Origin of the sequence: Mesorhizobium temperatum (assembly GCF_002284575.1) — a bacterium.
GTDB lineage: Bacteria > Pseudomonadota > Alphaproteobacteria > Rhizobiales > Rhizobiaceae > Mesorhizobium > Mesorhizobium temperatum.
Genome location: NZ_NPKJ01000066.1, coordinates 135,218 through 153,373, shown reverse-complemented (window position 1 = coordinate 153,373; position 18,156 = coordinate 135,218). Strand labels below are relative to the sequence as shown.

Genomic DNA, 18,156 nt, shown 5'->3' with positions numbered 1-18,156 from the left:
CGAACCTCATGGCAACTGGGCAACGAAGGACGCCGAGTTCGACACCGCGCCAAACACGCCGCCTTGCATCTTGATCATCTTGATCGCAGCGAGATGGTTGCCGTAGTCGGTCGCCCCGCAGCAATCCTCCAGCATCACGCATTCGAAGCCGCGGTCGTTGGCTTCGCGCATCGTCGTGTGCACGCAGACGTCGGTGGTGATGCCGGTCAGCACGATGTTTTCGATGCCGCGCTGGTTGAGGATCAGCTTGAGGTCGGTGGCGCAGAACGAGCCCTTTCCTGGCTTGTCGATGATCGGCTCGCCTTCGGCCGGATAAAGGTCGGGGATGATGTCCCAGCCCGGCTCGCCGCGCACCAGGATGCGCCCGCAGGGTCCGGGGTCGCCGATGCCGGCATTGATGCGGCGCGAGCGCCAGCGCTTGTTGGCCGGCAGGTCGGCGAGATCGGGCCGGTGGCCCTCGCGCGTATGAATAATGGTGTAGCCCTTCGCCCGCATGGCAGACAGCACCGATCTGATCGGTTCGATCGGCGCCCGCACCAGCGAGAGATCGTAGCCCATATGATCGACATAGCCGCCCGGCCCACAGAAATCGGTCTGCATGTCGATGATGATCAGCGCCGTGTTGTCGGGCCGAAGCTCGCCATTGTAGGGCCATGGATAGGGATCGGCATCGATGTAGCGCTGCGTGATTTCGGCTCTGGCGTTCATTGAGCAAAACTCCGGTCCAAAAACGTCATTTGGTGATCGACAGTTCGCCCGGCGCACCGGCCAGCGAACGGCTCGGCGACGAGGTGGCGATCATGATGACGAGGGTGAGAATGTAGGGTGCGGCGTAGAACAGATAGTAGCCTTGGGTGACGCCGACCGATTGCAGCGCCGGCCCGAGCGCGCCGGCGCCGCCGAACAGCAGCGCGGCGGCAAAGCAACCGAGCGGGTTCCAGCGCGCGAAGATGACCAGCGCCACCGCCATCAGCCCCTGTCCCGACGAAATGCCTTCGGTCCAGCTGCCGGGATAGTAGAGCGACAGATAGGCGCCGCCGATGCCGGCCAGCGCGCCGCCGATACCGGTGGCGATGAGGCGCACGGTGTTCGGGTTGAGGCCCATGGCGCGCGCGGCGTCGGAACTGTCGCCGACCACGCGTAGGATCAGGCCGGCGCGGGTGTTGCGGAAAGCCCACCACAGGAACACGGCAAGTGCTGCGCCGATCAGGAACAGCACGTTGACGTTGAGCGCCGCCTGCACCTGCGGAATATCGGACCAGCCGCCAAAGGGGATGGCCGGCAGGTCGGGCGCCGAGGGCCGGATGAACGGTTTGCCGAAGAAGAAGGCGAGACCCGAGCCGAACAGCATCAGCGCAATGCCGATGGCGATGTCATTGACCCCACGGAATTTGCAGATCCAGCCGTGGAACAGGCCGAAACAAAGACCGGCAGCGGCGGCGGCCAGCAGGCCGAGCCACGGCGAGCCGGTCATCACCGCCACGGCATAGGCGGTCATCGCGCCGAACACCAGCGTGCCTTCGAGACCGAGATTGATGCGCCCCGAACGCTCGGTGATGGCTTCGCCCAGCGACACGAAGATGAAGGGCGTCGACACGCGGATGGCGCCGCCGAGCACGGCGAGCGGAACGCCCCAGAGGCCGATCTCGGTTGCATCCATCAGGCAGTTCCCTTCAGGAGATCGGGCCTCTTCAAGAGATCGCCCCTCTGCCAGAGGTCGGGATTAAAGGCCTTGAAGCGGCCGTAGAAGGTTTCGCTGAACAGGATGACGACGAAGAGCATGCCTTGCAGCACCAGCACGGTGGCGTCGGGCAGATCCATGCGGCGCTGGATCAGCCCGCCGGAGGCGTCGATGCCGCCAAGCAGGAAGGCGACCGGGATGATGGCGAGCGGATTGTGGCGGGCGAGGAAGGCGACCAGGATACCGGTATACCCATAGCCGGCGGCGAGCGAGGCGTTGGCGCTGCCTTGCACGGCGGCAACTTCCAGCATGCCGGCAAGACCGGCGAAGCCGCCGGCCAGCGCGGTGAAACCGACGATCAGCGGTCCGACGGCAAGTCCCTGGACCTGGGCTGCCCTGACATTGCCGCCGGCGATGCGGGCGGCGAACCCCCAGCTGGTCTTTTCGATCAGCAGCCAGGACAGAATGCAGGCGATGACGCCGACGACCAGGCCCCAATGCACGTCCATGCCCGGAATGTTGCCGATGCGGTAGGCCTCCGCCAGCGGCTCGGTCGAGGGTTTGTTGAGCGAGGCGGGATCGCGCAGTGGCCCTTCCACCAGATGGTTCATCAGGGCGATGGCGATATAGGCCATCAAAAGGCTCGATATGGTTTCGTTGACGGCACGGTAGTGGCGTAGCGCGCCGACGGCACCGATCCAGATGCCGCCGGCGGCCAGGCCCGCCACGCCCATGGCAAGAATAACGAAAAAGGCGGGGGCGCCGCTGGTGGCCACGCCCATGGCAGCCGCGGCAACGCCGCCCAGCACGATCGCGCCTTCGCCACCGATGACGACGAGCCCGAGCCGGGCCGGCAGTGCCACGCAGAGCGCCGCAAGCAGCAAGGGTGCGGCCCGCGACAGCGAGTTCTGGATCGAGAACCACGATCCGAAGCCGCCGCGCCACATCGTTTCATAGAGCTGCACCGGCGACTTGCCGACCAGCGCGATGAACAGGCTGAACAGGGCCATGCCGACGATCAGCGCCGCGACCGGGATGACGAAGGCTTCCGCCCGCCGGGCGATCCATTCGAGCGCCGTCGGATAGCCCCGGGCGCCGAGCATCACTGGCACGCTCGCACTGCTCACCGTGTCTGCCATGGCCCCGTCTCCGATCCATGCTCAAGCGGTCGAGCCGACGACACCCTCGACGAGATAGTCCATGCTTTCCAGCTCGATCGCCGCTTCGACGAAGGTCTGGCCCTCGGTTGCGACGACATCGCCCTTGTTGTTCTTCAACGGCCCCTTGATCACCGAAAAGCCGCCCTTCATCATTTCGGCGAGCGTGCCGTCGAACTGCGCGCGCGCCGCCTCGCTGACGGCGGGGCCGAGCGGGCTCATCTTGACGAAGCCGTCGGCCAGTCCGCCGCGCGTGAAATTGGGCATCGGCTTGCCGGCCACGAGGTCGTCGACGAACATCTTGTAGACCTTCGCCCAGTTCCATTCCGCGCCGGTCAGATATTTTTCCGGCGCCAGCGGGCTCTGATTGGCATGGTAGCCGCAGATGAAGGCGCCGCGCCCCGCCGCCGTTTCGACCACCACTTTCGGGCTGTCGACATGGCAGGTGATGACGTCGGCACCCTGATCGACCAGTGCATTGGTGGCTTCCGCCTCCTTGACCGCCAGCGACCATTCGCCGGTGAAGATCACCTGGCAGGTGATGGCCGGGTCGACCGAGCGTGCGCCGAGCAGGAAGGAATTGATGTTGAGCAGAACCTGCGGAATGGGTTTTGCGGCGACGAAGCCGATCTTCTTGGTCTTGGTGGCGTGGCCGGCGGCGACGCCGTTGAGGTACTGGCCCATGCCGATATAGCCGAAATAGGAACCGGCATTCATCGGATGCTTGTCCTTGTTCCACATGCCGCCGCAATGGCGGAACTGCATGTCGGGGAATTTCTCGCACATGGCCAGCATATGCGGATCGAAATAGCCGAAGGAGGTCGGGAAGATCAGCGACGCGCCGTCGAGGTTGATCATCGATTCCATCGTCTTCTGGACATCGACCGTTTCGGGGACGTTCTCCTCCTCGACCACGGAGATGCCCTCGATGGCCTTCAATGTGGCGGCACCCTCGGCATGCGCCTGGTTATAGCCGTAGTCGTCCTTCGGTCCGACATAGATGAAGCCGACAGTGACGGCAGCGGCGAACGCCCTGCTGATCGGGAATGACGCCGAGGCCAGACCGAGCGCCGCTCCGGCGGCGGAGGTCTTGAGCAGATCGCGGCGGCTAAGCATGAATCTCTCGGTCATGTGAATGCTCCCTGTTGGTCCTTTTCCGGGTCGATTACTTCCCTTCTCGTAAAAGTGCATGCAATCGCTGTGCCAGTTCAAAAGCTAGAATTTATCCAATTAAATCAGTTGTGGTGCCAATTTGCCGTGCTCAAGCGAAAGGCAATTGCATACACTTTTTGCCTTTCAATTAGCCAGTTTGACATCTAGATTAAAATAAAGGCATAGAGGGCGCCCGAGTCGAAACTTCCGGCGAGCCACTTGCCGCACGGCCGCGAAAAAGACTGGACGGAGGAGAATTGTCGGGGAAGCGCAGCTTGATCAGGTCGGGCACGACCGTCGATCAGATGGTGAGGGCGATCGGCGACCGGATCGTCACCGGTTTCCTGCGCCCCGGCGAAAAGCTCGACGAGGCCTCACTCGCTGCCCGCTTCGACGTGTCGCGCACCCCCGTCAGGGAGGCGCTTGGCCGGCTGAGCGCCATGGGGTTGGTCGAAAGGCGGCCCAACCGCGGCGCCACCGTCGCCGTGGTGACGCAGGAGCATCTTGCCTCGATGTTCGAGAGCATGGCCGAGCTTGAAGCGATCTGCGCACGGTTCTCGGCCGAGCGCATGACTACGGCCGAGCGCCGCGCGCTTGAAATCGAGCACCAGGCATCGGCGCGCCTCGTGCAACTGGGTGCAGAGGAGGACTACGAGTATTTCAACACCGAGTTCCACACCCGGCTCTATCGCGGCGCGCACAGCAAGCACATCTATGAACTGACCGTCATGACACGCAGCCGGCTGGCGCCGTTCCGGCGCGCGCAATTCATGCTGCCGGGCCGCCTGGCCAAATCCTGGCAGGAGCATGACGTCATCGTTACCGCAATCATGCGCGGCGACGTCGCTGCCGCAGGACAAGCAGCCAAGGATCACGTTTCCATCGTTAGCGAGGCGAGCGCCGTGTTTGCCGCGGTTGACCCGAAGAAGCCGGGGACGGATTCGATCGGGATGTCTACCTAGCAATCAGGCGAACTGCCCAATCCGTCGGCGATGCGATGATTTTCGCGTCACTCGTGCGAATGCTCGAAGCCGCACAGCTTCACAAATGCCGGGATTTGGCACAATTCGGCTTTGGCATGCTCCTTGCTTCGTTGATGGCGTGCAGAGCGTCTAGGGTTCCGGCCGCGACAAAGCGGTGCTGGTCCAAGAGATGCGACCGCCAGGGATGCACTGAGGCATCCGGCGGAACACGGCGGGCCAAAATCCCGGGAGAACCCTGCACGGGTTTGCTGGCGCGAACCTCTCCCGGATGCGCGCTCCGTAAGCCCCAACATAAAGTCCGGACGCAATCCGGATCGCGAACAGGGGTACGCAATGCTTCGCAAGCTGGCCGCAATCATCCTAGCCGCATCGCTCAGCCTTCCCATCGTTTCCGCCGCCGACGCGGCGCCCAAGAAAGACTTCAAGATATGCTGGTCGATCTATGTCGGCTGGATGCCGTGGGGCTATCTGTCCGATAGCGGCATCATGAAGAAATGGGCTGAAAAAAACGGCATTAATGTCGAGATCACCCGCATCAACGACTATGTCGAAAGCATCAACCAGTACACGGCCGGCGGTTTCGACGGCTGTTCGATGACCAACATGGACGCGCTGTCGATCCCCGCAGGCGGCGGCGTCGACACCACCGCTTTGATCATCGGCGACTTCTCCAACGGCAATGATGCCGTGATTCTCAAGGACAAGGCCGCGCTCGCCGACATTGCCGGCCAGAAGGTCAATCTCGTCGAGCTCTCCGTCTCGCATTACCTGCTGGCGCGGGCACTGGACACGGTCAAGCTCGCCGAGAAGGACATCACCGTCGTCAACACGTCCGACGCCGACATGGTTGCCGCCTACGGCACCAGCGACGTCACCTCGGTCGTTACCTGGAACCCGCTGGTTTCCGAGATCGTCGCCATGCCGGGTGCGCAGAAGGTTTTCGATTCCTCGCAGATTCCCGGTGAGATCATCGACTTGATGGTCGTCAACACCGAGACGCTGAAGGACAATCCGGCACTGGGCAAGGCGCTTGTCGGCGCGTGGTACGAAGCGATGGAGCTGATGACTTCGGACACGCCGGAAGGCAAGGCAGCCAAGGAGGAGATGGCCAAGGCGTCCGGTACCGACCTCGCGGGCTTCGACGCGCAGCTCGCTTCGACGGCAATGTTCTTCGACCCAGCCAAGGCGGTCGAGTTCACCAACGGCACCGAATTGCCGAGGACGATGGATCTGGTCCGCAACTTCCTGTTCAGCCACGGCATCCTCGGCACCAATGCGACGAGTGTCGACGTGGTCGGCATGAGTTTTCCCGACGGATCCACTCTGGGCGACGCCAAGAACGTCAAGCTGCGTTTCGATCCAGCCTTCATGGCCGAGGCCGCAACCGCAACGCCCTGACGCGACATGCTGGCCAAGGAAATGAGTGCCAGGGATGAAGTCTCCGAGACGGGCGGGGAGGGCACCGCGCGCCCGTCCCCGCCAAGGCCGAAGGTGCGTCTTCGCATGATCAATGCGAAGGTCTCGCGCGGCAGCGCCTTGTTCTTCGGCGGCTTGCCATTCTTGTTCGTGGCGATCGCCTATCTGGCCGCTTCGGCGCAGCGACTGGCCGTCAATCCCAGCGACAAGCTGCTGCCTTCGCCGGTACAGATGTGGTCGGCCTTTCTTGACCTTGCCACGGTTCCGGACAAACGCTCCGGCGACCTCATTCTTTGGGTCGACACCTATGCCAGTCTCATCAGGCTGTTCGCGGGCGTGGGCGTGGCCACGTTCGCCGCGCTTTCGCTTGGCATCGCTATCGGCTTCATCCCGCGGGTGCGGGCCTTCCTGCTGCCCTTCGTCACCGTCGTTTGCGTTATCCCACCGCTGGCGCTGCTGCCGATCCTGTTCATCGCACTTGGCCTCGGCGAAACGGCCAAGATCACGCTGATCGCCGTCGGCGTCGCGCCGGTGATGGTGCGCGACATCGCCAACCGGGTGCGGGAGTTGCCGCCCGAACTGGTGGCCAAGGCGCAAACACTTGGCGGCAACAGCTGGACCATGGTCTTGCGGCTGGTGCTGCCGCAAGTCATGCCGCGCCTCATCACCTGCGTGCGGCTGGCACTCGGGCCGGCCTGGCTTTTCCTGATCGCCGCCGAAGCCATCGCCTCGACCGAAGGGCTGGGTTACCGCATCTTCCTCGTCCGCCGCTATCTCTCGATGGACGTCATCCTGCCCTATGTCGCCTGGATCACGCTGCTTGCCGTCATCACCGACTGGCTGCTGGTGCGGCTGTCGCGGGCGGTGTCCCCTTGGGCGCATCCCGTGGAGGCCAGATGAGCCGCATCGTCGTTCACGGGCTGGAAAAGAGCTACGGCGATGCCCGTGTGCTCGAGCGGGTCAACGTCACCGCCGAGGCCGGCGAATTCCTGTCGCTGGTCGGCGCCAGCGGCTGCGGGAAATCGACGTTCCTGCGCATTCTGCTCGGCCAGGAGCAGCAGAGCAGTGGCGTCGTCATCGTCGGCGATGGCCCGATCGTGCCCGAGCCGACGCCGCAGCGCGGCATCGTCTTTCAGCGCTATTCGGTGTTTCCACATCTGACCGCCATCCAGAACCTGCTGCTGGTCGAAGACTTTCGCTCGGGCGGGCCGTTTGGCCGCGTCTTCGGCGCCAGGCGTAGAAATGCCAGGCAAGAGGCCGAAGCCATGCTGGCGCGGGTCGGGCTCGCCCATGCGCGCGACCTTTATCCGGCATCGCTTTCCGGCGGCATGCTGCAGCGGCTGGCGATTGCGCAGACCTTGCTCGGCCGTCCGCAGATCCTGCTTCTCGACGAGCCGTTCGGGGCACTCGATCCCGGCATCCGCGTCGAGATGCACGACCTGCTGACCGAGCTCTGGACCGAGCACGGCATGACGGTGGTGATGGTCACCCACGATATCGGTGAGGCCTTCAAGCTCGGCACCCGCGTGCTGGTCTTCGACAAGGTGCGCCACGATCCGCAGTTCCCGTCCGCTTACGGCGCGACGATCACCTACGATCTGAAGCTCGATCGCAAGACCCGGGCTTCCTCTCATCACTTGGCCAAGGTGGCCGCGATGGTCGGGACGACCCGACCGGAAACAGCAATGGCGACGACGGCGTCGTAACGGAGACCGTGAATGTCCAGAAATATCCCCGAACGCAGCCACCGCCGGGCAGGGCTCGTCGCCCGGGAGGCCAGGGAACGTTTCCACCACCCGGACTTCGACGCCCGCGGAACGCAGGGCTGGAAGTCGATCGAGGCCGAGGGCAAGCTGCCGGAAAGCGGTTGGCGCAAGGAGCAGCAATGGGCGCTCGACATGGGCCTGCCAGGGTCGGAGTCGATCGTCGACAAATCGATCCCGACATTCGCGCGCGGCGAGCTGCCGCATTTCGCCGGCATCAACACCTTTCTCAAGGCGCCCTATGTCGAGAACGTCCGCGACGTCGGTAAATATGATGCTGCCGTCATCGGCATTCCTTTCGACAGCGGCACCACCTACCGGCCGGGAACCCGCTTCGGGCCGCAAGGCATTCGTCGCATCTCGGCGCTCTACACGCCGTACAATTACGAACTCGGCGTCGATCTGCGTGAGCAGATGACGCTGTGCGACGCCGGCGACGTGTTCACCATTCCCGCCAACCTCGAAAAGAGCTTCGACCAGATCACCAAGGGCGTCAGTCATGTCGCCTCGTCCGGCGCGCTGCCGATCATGCTGGGCGGCGACCATTCGATCGGCTTTCCTTGCGTGCGCGGCATCGCCGACGTGACCTCGAAGCGCATCGGCATTATCCATTTCGATCGCCACATCGACATCCAGGAAAAGGACCTCGACGAGCGCATGCACACCACGCCCTGGCATTGGGCGACCAACCTGCCGAATGTCTCGGCGACCAATCTCGTGCAACTCGGCATCGGCGGCTGGCAGGTTCCCCGCTACGGCGTCGCCGAGGCGAGAAAACGCGGCACCAACGTGCTCACCATTGCCGACATCGAGCAGATGGGACTTGAGAAGGCGGCGGAAATCGCGCTCGAACTCGCATGGAAAGACACCGACGCCGTCTACATCTCTTTCGATGTCGACAGCCTCGATTGCGGTTTCGTGCCCGGCACAGGCTGGCCTGAGCCGGGCGGCTTCCTACCGCGCGAGGCGCTCAAGCTGCTTGGGCTGGTGACGGCGCCCGGTATTTGCGGACTGGAGGTGGTCGAGGTTTCGCCGCCCTACGACACGTCGGACATCACGGCGCTGTTCGGCGTGCGTGTCGTCGTCGAGGCGCTCGGCTCGATGGTCGCCCACGGCAATCTCGGCAAGCATAAATCGATCATCGACAAACCGGTGAGTTTTTGACCATGCATGACGATCATCACTACCACAGTCATGACCATGGCGACGGCCACCATCATCATGATCATCCGCACGCCCTCGGCCACAACGGACCTGCGGGCAAGCCGGTTCAATGGCAGACGCCGCATCTACCACATGACCAGGCCCAAGAGTCACCGGTTGATCTCGCTTCCGTCGACCTCGATCTTGTTGAAACCGCCTTCCTCGAAGGCTTTGCGCGGGCGCCGGACCCATCCAGCTTTCTGCGGCTTGCCGGCATACCGTTTGTCGGCGAGACCGCGAACGGCATGCGGCTTCATCTGCTGCGCGTCGAGACCGAGGATCTGGTCGACGTCGGCGCTGTCATGCCGCTCGTCGGCGGCACCGGCGTCGCCTATCACCCGTTGCCGGCGCGCCTGACATCGCACCGCCGCCGCCTCGCTTTCATCTATCACGATGGCACTGAGCAAAAGCCTCTCGGCTTCGCCGCGGCGCGCGCTCTCGCGGACCGTTCCGCCACCTCGCAATTCGCCGTTCCCGGGCACTGAAACCAGATCCCGTCACTCTCATCGAACAGGTACAATCATGAAAACATTTGTAAGATTTGGCATCCTTTCAGCTCTCGCCGCCGTCACACCGTCGCTGGCGTTTGCCCATAGCGGCGGCGCCCACATCCACGGCTTTTTCGCCGGCCTCGAACATCCGCTCTTCGGCATGGATCATCTGCTCGCCATGGTCGCAGTCGGCATGATCGGCGCTCGCGCCGGCGGGCGCAGTATTGTGCTTGTGCCGCTGTTCTTTGTCTCGGCCATGGTCGCCGGAGCCTTGCTCGGCATGGCCGGCATCGGCCTGCCTTCCCTTGAAACCGGCATCGCGCTGTCGCTGGTGGTCTTCGGCGCCATGGTCGGTCTTGCCAGGCCGCTGCCGCTGGCCGCCGCGGCAGCACTGACGGCCTTGTTCGGCCTCTTCCACGGCAATGCCCACGGCCTCGAGATCCCCGAGAGCGCCAGCGGCATCGCCTACGCCGCTGGTTTCGTGCTCGGCACGTCCATGCTGCATGCGATCGGGGTATTGTCCGTCTTCAAGCTCGCCCGTTGGCCGATGACGGTCCGCACCGCTGGGGTCGCCACCTCGCTGGTTGGAATGGCCATGGCGGCACAAACTTTCTGAGTGAGGCGATCAACGCAGGCAGTCGGCAAACAGAACTGGAATGCAGATGAGCCAGAAATGGTTGATGAGGCTGCAGCGCATTCGCGATATGCTGTACCAGGTCTTGAAGGTCCGAGCTGAGCGGCTTTGAGAAGCGCAGTCTCCTGACCGCCGATCGGCAGGCCTCAGAACTCGAGCGCCTGCCTGAGCGCCGGACCGCCCCGGACGCGCAGATCGAGGTCGGCCTCGATATGGTCGATGTGATGCAGCATCAGCGCGCTGGCGCGTTCGGAATTGCCATTTTCCAGCGCCTCCAGGATATTCATGTGCTCGCTATGACCGCAGCTCGAGACGCCCGAGCGGCCATAGAGCGCGATCACCAGCGATGACCGCGCCACCAGTTCTTCCATGAAGCGCTGGAGGATGGCGTTTCCGGCAACCGAAGCCAGCAGCAGGTGAAAATCGCCCGAAGCTTTGATTTCCGACCGCCTTGCATTTGGTCCGCGTTCGGCAATGAAGCGGCCCTCCTCATCGAGCTGAGCCTTGAAGGCGGCGACATGCGCCGGCGTCATCCGCCCGGCTGCGGCAATCGCGATGCCGGGCTCGATGAGCCGACGCGAAGCAAAGACCTGACGCGCTTCCTCCGGCGACGGATTGGCGACGAAGGCGCCGCGATTGCGCTCGGTCCGCACCAATCCCTCGAAGGAGAGCATCTGCAGCGCCGCGCGCGCCACGGTGCGGCTGACATCGAACAAAGTGCCGACCTCGCCTTCCGACAGCTTGGTTCCAGGTGCCAGCCGGCGATCGACGATCGCGTCGCGCAACTGATCGCGGATCGTCTGGGCGCGATCCTCGTTGGCACTGTCGACAGCAGGGAAAGTCTGGTCGGCTATATTCATGATGGTAGTCCCTGCGCCTTTCTACCCTGAATCGGGTCGCTTGCAGAGGGCCAAAGTGAATACGATGTCAGGAAAGATTGCATACGATTTTTGCGAGAATCGCCGGCTATCGCCTATAATTTGTGCATAGCACAAGCGTGCCGTTTCGGCGGGCGGCCGGATGTAGTCCCGATTTACCCAAGAAATCAGTCGTTTGAGGCCGATGCAGGGCAATTGGCATGCATGATGCTTTGCTTAAGTTGATTTAGAGAGGAAACCGGATGTCCAAAGCCGCCGAAATCGACATCGTGTCCGTTTCGAAAATCTATGGCGCCACCACTGCCGTCGAAGACATCAGCCTGAAAATCCCCGCGGGAACCTATTGCTGCCTGCTCGGCCCGTCCGGCTGCGGCAAGACCTCGACGCTGCGCATGATTGCCGGGCACGAAAGCCTATCGAGCGGCGACGTGCGTCTCGGCAACACGGTGGTCACCGACCTGCCGCCGGCCAGGCGCGGCACCGCCATGATGTTCCAGTCCTACGCGCTGTTTCCGCATCTCGACCTGATCGACAATGTTGCGTTCAGCCTCAAGATGAAGGGCGTCGGCAAGGAGGAGCGCCGCGCCAAGGCGCTCGTCATGTTGAAGCTGATGCAGATGGAAGCCTATGCCGGCCGCCGCCCGTCGCAGCTTTCGGGCGGACAGCAGCAGCGCGTCGCTCTGGCCCGCGCGCTGATCACCGACCCCGAGGCGCTGTTGCTCGACGAACCGCTCTCGGCGCTCGACCCGTTCCTGAAAATCCGCATGCGGGCGGAACTGAAGAAGCTGCAGACGTCGCTCGGCATCACCTTCGTCCACGTTACCCACAGCCAGGAGGAGGCCATGGCGCTCGCCGACCTCATCGTGGTTATGAATGACGGCCGCATCGAGCAGGCGGCGCATCCGCGCGTCGTCTTCGAGCGGCCGGCCACTGCGTTCGTCGCCCGTTTCATGGGCGATCACAACGTCGTCTCCGGCCGCGTCAGCGGCAGCCGCGACGGCATGGTTGTCTTCGATGTGCCGGGTGGCGCCTCGCTAGCGGCCAGCGGGCAGGGCAGGGCGATCGGCGAGCCGATCGATATCGCCATTCGTACCGACCATGTGCGGATCGGTGATCCGCCGGCCACCGGGCTGGGCTTCACCGGCATCGCCTCCAACGTCGAATACCGCGGCTCGACCGTGAAGCTCTCGGTCAACGGCGCCGGCATCGAGGATTTTACCGTGATCGTCGACGACACCAGCTTCTTCGCCAAGCCGGTCGCCGTCGGCGACGCCGTGCCGATCGCCTGGGATCCCGAGGACGCGATCGTCCTTGGCCGTCTCGATTCCTGAACCAGAACAACCAATCAAAACAGGGGAACTGACATGACCAACACCACCGACAAGAAGATAGGAATTTCCCGCCGCTCGCTGCTCAAGACAGGTGCTGCCGCCGTCGGTCTTGCCGCCGGTTCGGGTGCCATCACCGGGTTCCCGACGATCTGGGCGCAGAACCCGATCACGCTGCGCCAGTTCGGCACCGGCGTGTCCAACCTCAACGCCATTGCCGACAAGTGCAAGGCCGATCTCGGCATCACGCTGGAGATGACGGCGACCGATTCCGATGCCGCCGCCCAGCGCGCTGTGACCCAGCCGGACAGCTACGACATCGCCGACATCGAATACTGGATCGCCAAGAAGGTCTATCCGTCCGGTGTGATGCAGCCGATGGATGTCAAGAAGCTGAAATACTACGACAAGATCGTACCGCTGTTCATCACCGGCAAGCTGACGCCCGACAGCGTCATCGCCCAGGGCACCGCGCCGCATACCGTCGGCTTCGTCGAGGCGCAGGACGCCAAGACCTTCGCCAAGGAACCGACCCAGTGGATGACGATGGTGCCGACCATCTACAATGCCGATACGCTCGGCATCCGCCCCGACCTTGTCGGTCGCGATATCACCACCTGGGCCGACATCATGGATCCGGCCTTCAAGGGCAAGGCCGCCATCCTCAACATCCCGTCGATCGGCATCATGGATGCGGCGATGATCATGGAAGCCATGGGCAACATCAAATATGCCGACAAGGGCAACATGACCAAGGAGGAGATCGACAAGACGATCGACTTCCTGATCAAGGCCAAGCAGGACGGCCAGTTCCGGGCGTTCTGGAAATCGTTCGACGAGAGCGTCAACCTGATGGCTTCAGGCGAAGTGGTCATCCAGTCGATGTGGTCTCCGGCGGTCGCGGCGGTGCGCTCCAAGGGCATCGCCTGCAAGTACCAGCCGCTTAAGGAAGGCTATCGCTCATGGGGCGGCGGCCTTGGCCTGGCAGCGCATCTCAAGGGCGCCGAGCTTGACGCCGCCTACGAATATATCAACTGGTACCTGTCCGGCTGGGTCGGCGCCTATCTCAACCGCCAGGGCTACTACTCGGCCGCCATGGATACGGCCAAGCAGTTCATGTCCGAGGACGAATGGGGCTACTGGGTCGACGGCAAGCCGGCCAAGGGCGATATCATGGCGCCGGACGGCAAGGTCATGGAGAAGGCAGGCGCCGTGCGCGACGGTGGCTCCTTCGTCGAGCGCATGGGTAAGGTCGCCTGCTGGAACTCGGTCATGGACGAGGACCGCTACATGGTGAGGCGCTGGAACGAATTCATCGCTGCGTAGTGCCTTCTTGCCTTCTCCCCTTGTGGGAGAAGGTGGCCGAGCCCACGGGTCTTGCCTCCGGCAAGCCCGAGGACAGGCTCAGCTCGGTCGGATGAGGGGTGTTGGACGGATCGCCAACGCTGAGTTTCTCCCAGCACCCCTCATCCGTCTAGCCGCTGCGCGCCAATCCACCTTCTCCCACAGGGGGAGAAGGAAAACGCGGCCTCGGCCGCATCGCCGATTTTCATCGAGATGTTCATGGCAGCCGCACTCGAACAATCCGCTCTCGTCACGTCCGCAAAGCCGACCAGACGCCGCCTGTCTCTTGCCCGCTTCGCCCCCTACCTCCAGGCGACGCCGCTGGCGCTGATCCTCGGCGCATTCCTCCTCCTGCCGATCCTGATGATCGCCGTGGTCTCCTTCTGGGACTACGACTTCGCGGCGATGTACCCGGATTTCCTGACCACCAACTATTCCGACACGCTCGGCTCCTGGGTCACCTGGAAAACCTATCTGAACACGCTGAAATATGCCGCCATCGTCTGGGCGCTGACGCTGCTTATCGGCTTCTGGGTCGCCTATTTCCTCGCCTTCCATATCAGGACCACGGCCATGCAGATGGTGCTGTTCCTCATCTGCACCGTGCCGTTCCTGACCTCCAACATCATCCGCATGATCTCGTGGATTCCAGTGCTTGGCCGCAACGGCCTGGTCAACTCGACGCTGGTGCAGATCGGACTGATCCCGAAGCCGATCGAGTGGCTGCTCTATTCCGAATTCGCCGTGGTGCTCGCCATGGTGCATCTCTACACGCTGTTCATGGTGACGCCGATCTTCAACACGCTGATGCGTATCGACAAGTCGCTGATCGAGGCCGCTCGTGATGCTGGCGCGTCCGGCTGGCAGGTGTTGTGGAACGTCGTTATCCCGCTTGCCAAGCCCGGTATGGCGATCGGCACCATCTTTGTCGTCACGCTGGTGATGGCCGATTTTTCGACGGTGCAGGTGATGTCCGGCGGGCAGAGCGCCTCCGTCGCGCTGATGATGAAAAACCAGATGTCGCTGCTGCAATATCCGGCGGCGGCCGCCAACGCGGTCGTGCTCCTGGTGCTGGTGCTGCTGATGGTCGCCGGCATCCTGCGCATCGTCGACATTCGCAAGGAGCTGTGACGTGAGCCACGACAAGCGCACCCTCGAATTCTACGTGCTGGCGGCCTTCTTCGCCCTTTTCGTGCTGTTTCTCTACGGCCCGCTCTCGGCGATCCTGATCCTCTCCTTCCAGGGCGAGAATGGCGGGCTGACATTCCCATTGAACGGCGTTTCGCTGCACTGGTTCGCCAATCTGTTCGAGCGCCAGGCGGTCGGCGATTTCGGCGGCAGTTTCAAACGCTCCTTCATCCTTGGCCTGATGGTGATGATCGTCACCGTCGGCGTGTCGCTGCTTGCCGGTCTTGCCTTCCGCCAAAAATTTCGCGGCGCCACCGCACTGTTTTATCTGGCCGTCGCCAGCCTGGTCGTGCCGTCGATCATCATCTCGCTCGGCATCGGCGTCGTCTTCCAGCAGATCGGCTTGCGCCCCGCCTGGTATACATCCGCCTTCGGTGCGCATCTGACATGGACTTTGCCCTTCGGCGTGCTGATCATGTTCGCCGTCTTCAACCGGTTCTCGCCGGCCTATGAGGAGGCCGCGCGGGACTTGGGCGCGACCTCATGGCAGACCTTCGCGCATGTCGTCCTGCCGATGATCGCGCCCAGCCTGATCGGTGTCGGCCTGTTCGGTTTCACGCTGTCCTATGACGAGTTCGCCCGCACGCTGATGACCTCGGGCACGTTCAACACGCTGCCGCTCGAGATCTACGGCATGACGACGAATGTCACGACGCCGGTGCTCTATGCGCTGGGCACCGTGACCACCGTATTTTCCTTCCTGGTGATCCTGCTGACGCTCGGTGCAATCGTCTATGTCGGCCGCCGCCGAGCGCGTGCATGAGACCTTCAGTGCAAATCCTCGTTGTCAATCCGAACACCACCGCCAGCATGACTGAAACCATTGCAGCGGCGGCGCGGTTGGTCGCCGGCGCCGAGACGGACATCGTCGCCGTCACATCGTCGATGGGTCCGGTATCGATCGAAGGCTACTATGACGAGGCGCTGGCCGTGCCGGGCCTGCTGGTCGAGATCGCCACCGGCGAGCGCTCGGGCGCGCAGGCCGCGATCATCGCCTGTTTCGACGATACCGGCCTCGATGCCGCGCGCGCCATGGCCAACATTCCGGTCATCGGCATCTGCGAGGCAGCGCTCAGCACGGCCTCGTTCATCGCCCAGCGCTTTACCGTCGTCACCACGACTGAGCGCTCGCGCGTGCCGGTCGAAGCGCTGGTGCAGCGCTATGGCATGGCGGGGCGGGCACGCGTGCGCGCTGCCGATATTCCGGTTCTTGCGCTCGAAGATCCGGCATCGGACGCGATCCTGAAATTGCGCCGCGAGATCGCGCGCGCGCTCGAGGAGGATCGCGCCGAGGCCATCGTGCTCGGCTGTGCCGGCATGGCCGATCTCGCCGCCGAGCTGCAGCAGGAATTCGGCGTTCCAGTCATCGACGGCGTCGGCGCAGCGGTCAAGCAGGCCGAGGCCTTGATCGCGCTTGGCCTGTCGACCTCCAAGCGTGGCGCCTATGCAAGCCCGCTGGCAAAGCCTTATCGTGGCGAATTGAAATCCTTCGCCCCCGGTACTGTTGCCGCCGAGTGATCGCAATGCGCCGAACGATCAGAACGCTCGCACTTGAAGAAGTGGAAATCCTTGTCGACTGGGCGGCAGCGGAAGGCTGGAACCCTGGCCTTGGCGATGCCGCAGCGTTCCAGGCGGCGGATCCCGACGGCTTCATCGGCGCCATTGTCGATGGCGAGATGGTGGCCGGTATTTCGGCTGTGGCCTATGGCGACGATTTCGGCTTCATCGGCCTCTACATCTGTCGGCCGGACAGGCGTGGAGAGGGCCATGGCAAGGCGGTCTGGGATGCCGGCATGGCGCGGCTCGGAAACCGCACCATCGGCCTCGATGGTGTCGTCGAACAGCAGGCCAACTATCGCAGCATGGAGTTTGCGCCGGTCTACCGGACGATCCGGTTCGTCGGATCGCCGAATGTTCCGGCAGCCGCCGACAGCAACATCCGTGCCATAGGCCCGGAACTCGTGCCCGACGTCCTGGACTACGACAGCCGGTTCTTTCCCGCTCCGAGGCGGTCCTTCCTGGAACACTGGCTGCGTCCGCCGCACGTGGCGCTTGCGATCGTCAGGGACGGCGCGATCGAGGGATATGGCGTCGCGCGCCAGTGCCGGGACGGTTGCAAGATAGGCCCGCTCTTTGCCAACAGTCTGGACGCGGCAAGCCGTCTCTTCGCGGCACTCGCCAATGCCTCCGGACCCGGAAATATCCATCTCGACGTTCCCGAGACCAGCGGGCAATTTGCAGCTTTGCTGTCGTCCACTGGTCTTCAACCGGGCTTCGAAACCGCTCGAATGTACAAGGGAAAGGCGCCGCAGCTCGCGCAGTCCGGCGTCTTTGCGATAACGACCTTGGAACTTGGTTGATTGAACCCAGGCCAACCCTAATACAGCGGCTTGGCCATGTGCCGGGGCGTCGGCCATTCGGTCGTGATCCCGGGCTGCACCGGCCGCTCGAGATAGGTCGACAGAACCACATAGCTTCGCGTCGAGGTCACGCCAGGCGTTTCGTAAAGCCGCGACAGCAGGCCTTCGAGCGCCCTTGTGTCCTCGGTGCGGACCTTGATCAGCATGCATGTGTCGCCGGCCACCGAATGAATCTCCTCGACTTCCGGGTGCTCGGAAATCGCCATCAGTTCGGGGGTCTTTCCCCAGCCCTTGGTGTCGATGTGCACGAAAGCGAGCAACGGCTTGCGCACCGCCTTGGGATCGATGATTGCCGCGGTGTTGCGAATGGCGCCGCTGCGCCGAAGCCGCTTCACCCGTTCATGCACTGCCGGCGGCGACAGGCCGACACGATCACCGAGCTCGGCATAGCTGATCGTGGCGTCGTCGACCAGAACGCCTAATATCTTTCGGTCGGTTGCGTCGACATCGCGGGCAGCAGGCCTGTTCTGCAGAATGCCATCTGTTTCTTCATCCATGGTGAAATTCCTTATTGATAC

The 18,156-nt window shown here is 63.2% G+C and carries 19 protein-coding genes and 1 riboswitch; of the genes, 13 read left to right on the top strand and 6 right to left on the bottom strand.

Annotated features, from left to right (window positions below; all coding sequences use genetic code 11):
• Positions 1–6 precede the first annotated feature (6 nt).
• The 4 genes from biuH to CIT26_RS25405 are packed head-to-tail and all read right to left on the bottom strand — an operon-like array spanning position 7 to position 3,969.
• The gene (gene biuH / locus CIT26_RS25420; protein ID WP_095495113.1) at positions 7–708 is read right to left on the bottom strand and encodes a biuret amidohydrolase; all 702 of its coding nucleotides are present in this window, start codon (positions 706–708) and stop codon (positions 7–9) included.
• Between the two features lie 25 nt (positions 709–733).
• Complete coding sequence (locus CIT26_RS25415; protein ID WP_095495112.1) at positions 734–1,660, bottom strand: ABC transporter permease; 927 nt, start codon at positions 1,658–1,660, stop codon at positions 734–736.
• The gene (locus CIT26_RS25410; RefSeq protein ID WP_245319562.1) at positions 1,660–2,784 is read right to left on the bottom strand and encodes an ABC transporter permease; all 1,125 of its coding nucleotides are present in this window, start codon (positions 2,782–2,784) and stop codon (positions 1,660–1,662) included. Before CIT26_RS25410 ends, CIT26_RS25415 begins: the two co-directional genes overlap by 1 nt.
• Positions 2,785–2,841: 57 nt before the next feature.
• On the bottom strand, positions 2,842–3,969 hold the full coding sequence (locus CIT26_RS25405) for a BMP family ABC transporter substrate-binding protein (RefSeq protein ID WP_095495110.1): 1,128 nt from the start codon (positions 3,967–3,969) through the stop codon (positions 2,842–2,844).
• A 296-nt stretch (positions 3,970–4,265) separates the two neighbouring features.
• Here CIT26_RS25405 and CIT26_RS25400 point away from each other — a divergent pair, with 296 nt between their 5' ends.
• The 7 genes from CIT26_RS25400 to CIT26_RS25370 all read left to right on the top strand — a co-directional run bounded on the left by CIT26_RS25400 (position 4,266) and on the right by CIT26_RS25370 (position 10,462).
• Positions 4,266–4,952 carry a GntR family transcriptional regulator gene (locus CIT26_RS25400; protein ID WP_095495109.1) on the top strand — a complete coding sequence of 229 codons (687 nt, stop codon included), beginning with the start codon at positions 4,266–4,268 and terminating at the stop codon, positions 4,950–4,952.
• A 139-nt stretch (positions 4,953–5,091) separates the two neighbouring features.
• Positions 5,092–5,206: riboswitch (guanidine-I (ykkC/yxkD leader) on the top strand.
• Between the two features lie 100 nt (positions 5,207–5,306).
• Positions 5,307–6,371, top strand: a complete 1,065-nt coding sequence (locus CIT26_RS25395; protein WP_095495108.1) for a putative urea ABC transporter substrate-binding protein — start codon at positions 5,307–5,309, stop codon at positions 6,369–6,371.
• Positions 6,372–6,476: 105 nt separating this feature from the next.
• On the top strand, positions 6,477–7,289 hold the full coding sequence (locus CIT26_RS25390; protein WP_095495251.1) for an ABC transporter permease: 813 nt from the start codon (positions 6,477–6,479) through the stop codon (positions 7,287–7,289).
• Positions 7,286–8,095, top strand: coding sequence for an ATP-binding cassette domain-containing protein (locus CIT26_RS25385; RefSeq protein ID WP_095495107.1), 810 nt, complete (start codon positions 7,286–7,288; stop codon positions 8,093–8,095). Before CIT26_RS25390 ends, CIT26_RS25385 begins: the two co-directional genes overlap by 4 nt.
• A gap of 12 nt (positions 8,096–8,107) precedes the next feature.
• On the top strand, positions 8,108–9,316 hold the full coding sequence (locus CIT26_RS25380) for an agmatinase family protein (protein ID WP_095495106.1): 1,209 nt from the start codon (positions 8,108–8,110) through the stop codon (positions 9,314–9,316).
• Positions 9,317–9,318: 2 nt separating this feature from the next.
• On the top strand, positions 9,319–9,840 hold the full coding sequence (locus CIT26_RS25375; RefSeq protein ID WP_095495105.1) for a hypothetical protein: 522 nt from the start codon (positions 9,319–9,321) through the stop codon (positions 9,838–9,840).
• 37 nt (positions 9,841–9,877) lie between these two features.
• Complete coding sequence (locus tag CIT26_RS25370; protein WP_167391532.1) at positions 9,878–10,462, top strand: HupE/UreJ family protein; 585 nt, start codon at positions 9,878–9,880, stop codon at positions 10,460–10,462.
• A 164-nt stretch (positions 10,463–10,626) separates the two neighbouring features.
• On the opposite strand, the gene CIT26_RS25365 is transcribed toward CIT26_RS25370, so the two are convergent.
• Positions 10,627–11,340 carry a GntR family transcriptional regulator gene (locus CIT26_RS25365; protein WP_095495103.1) on the bottom strand — a complete coding sequence of 238 codons (714 nt, stop codon included), beginning with the start codon at positions 11,338–11,340 and terminating at the stop codon, positions 10,627–10,629.
• 260 nt (positions 11,341–11,600) lie between these two features.
• On the opposite strand from CIT26_RS25365, the gene CIT26_RS25360 reads away from it, so the two are divergent.
• The 6 genes from CIT26_RS25360 (at position 11,601) to CIT26_RS25335 (ending at position 17,578) form a co-directional block, all read left to right on the top strand.
• Complete coding sequence (locus tag CIT26_RS25360; RefSeq protein ID WP_095495102.1) at positions 11,601–12,689, top strand: ABC transporter ATP-binding protein; 1,089 nt, start codon at positions 11,601–11,603, stop codon at positions 12,687–12,689.
• 33 nt (positions 12,690–12,722) lie between these two features.
• Complete coding sequence (locus CIT26_RS25355; RefSeq protein ID WP_095495101.1) at positions 12,723–14,012, top strand: ABC transporter substrate-binding protein; 1,290 nt, start codon at positions 12,723–12,725, stop codon at positions 14,010–14,012.
• 237 nt (positions 14,013–14,249) lie between these two features.
• Positions 14,250–15,161: an ABC transporter permease gene (locus tag CIT26_RS25350; protein ID WP_095495250.1), complete on the top strand. Its 912-nt coding sequence runs from the start codon at positions 14,250–14,252 to the stop codon at positions 15,159–15,161.
• 1 nt (position 15,162) lies between these two features.
• Positions 15,163–15,981, top strand: coding sequence for an ABC transporter permease (locus tag CIT26_RS25345; protein WP_095495100.1), 819 nt, complete (start codon positions 15,163–15,165; stop codon positions 15,979–15,981).
• A gap of 8 nt (positions 15,982–15,989) precedes the next feature.
• Complete coding sequence (locus CIT26_RS25340; RefSeq protein WP_245319547.1) at positions 15,990–16,736, top strand: aspartate/glutamate racemase family protein; 747 nt, start codon at positions 15,990–15,992, stop codon at positions 16,734–16,736.
• 5 nt (positions 16,737–16,741) lie between these two features.
• Positions 16,742–17,578 (top strand): GNAT family N-acetyltransferase, encoded by an 837-nt coding sequence (locus CIT26_RS25335; RefSeq protein WP_095495249.1) that lies wholly within the window; start codon positions 16,742–16,744, stop codon positions 17,576–17,578.
• A 17-nt stretch (positions 17,579–17,595) separates the two neighbouring features.
• On the opposite strand, the gene CIT26_RS25330 is transcribed toward CIT26_RS25335, so the two are convergent.
• Positions 17,596–18,135: an Lrp/AsnC family transcriptional regulator gene (locus CIT26_RS25330; RefSeq protein WP_095495098.1), complete on the bottom strand. Its 540-nt coding sequence runs from the start codon at positions 18,133–18,135 to the stop codon at positions 17,596–17,598.
• Between the last annotated feature and the right edge of the window lie 21 nt (positions 18,136–18,156).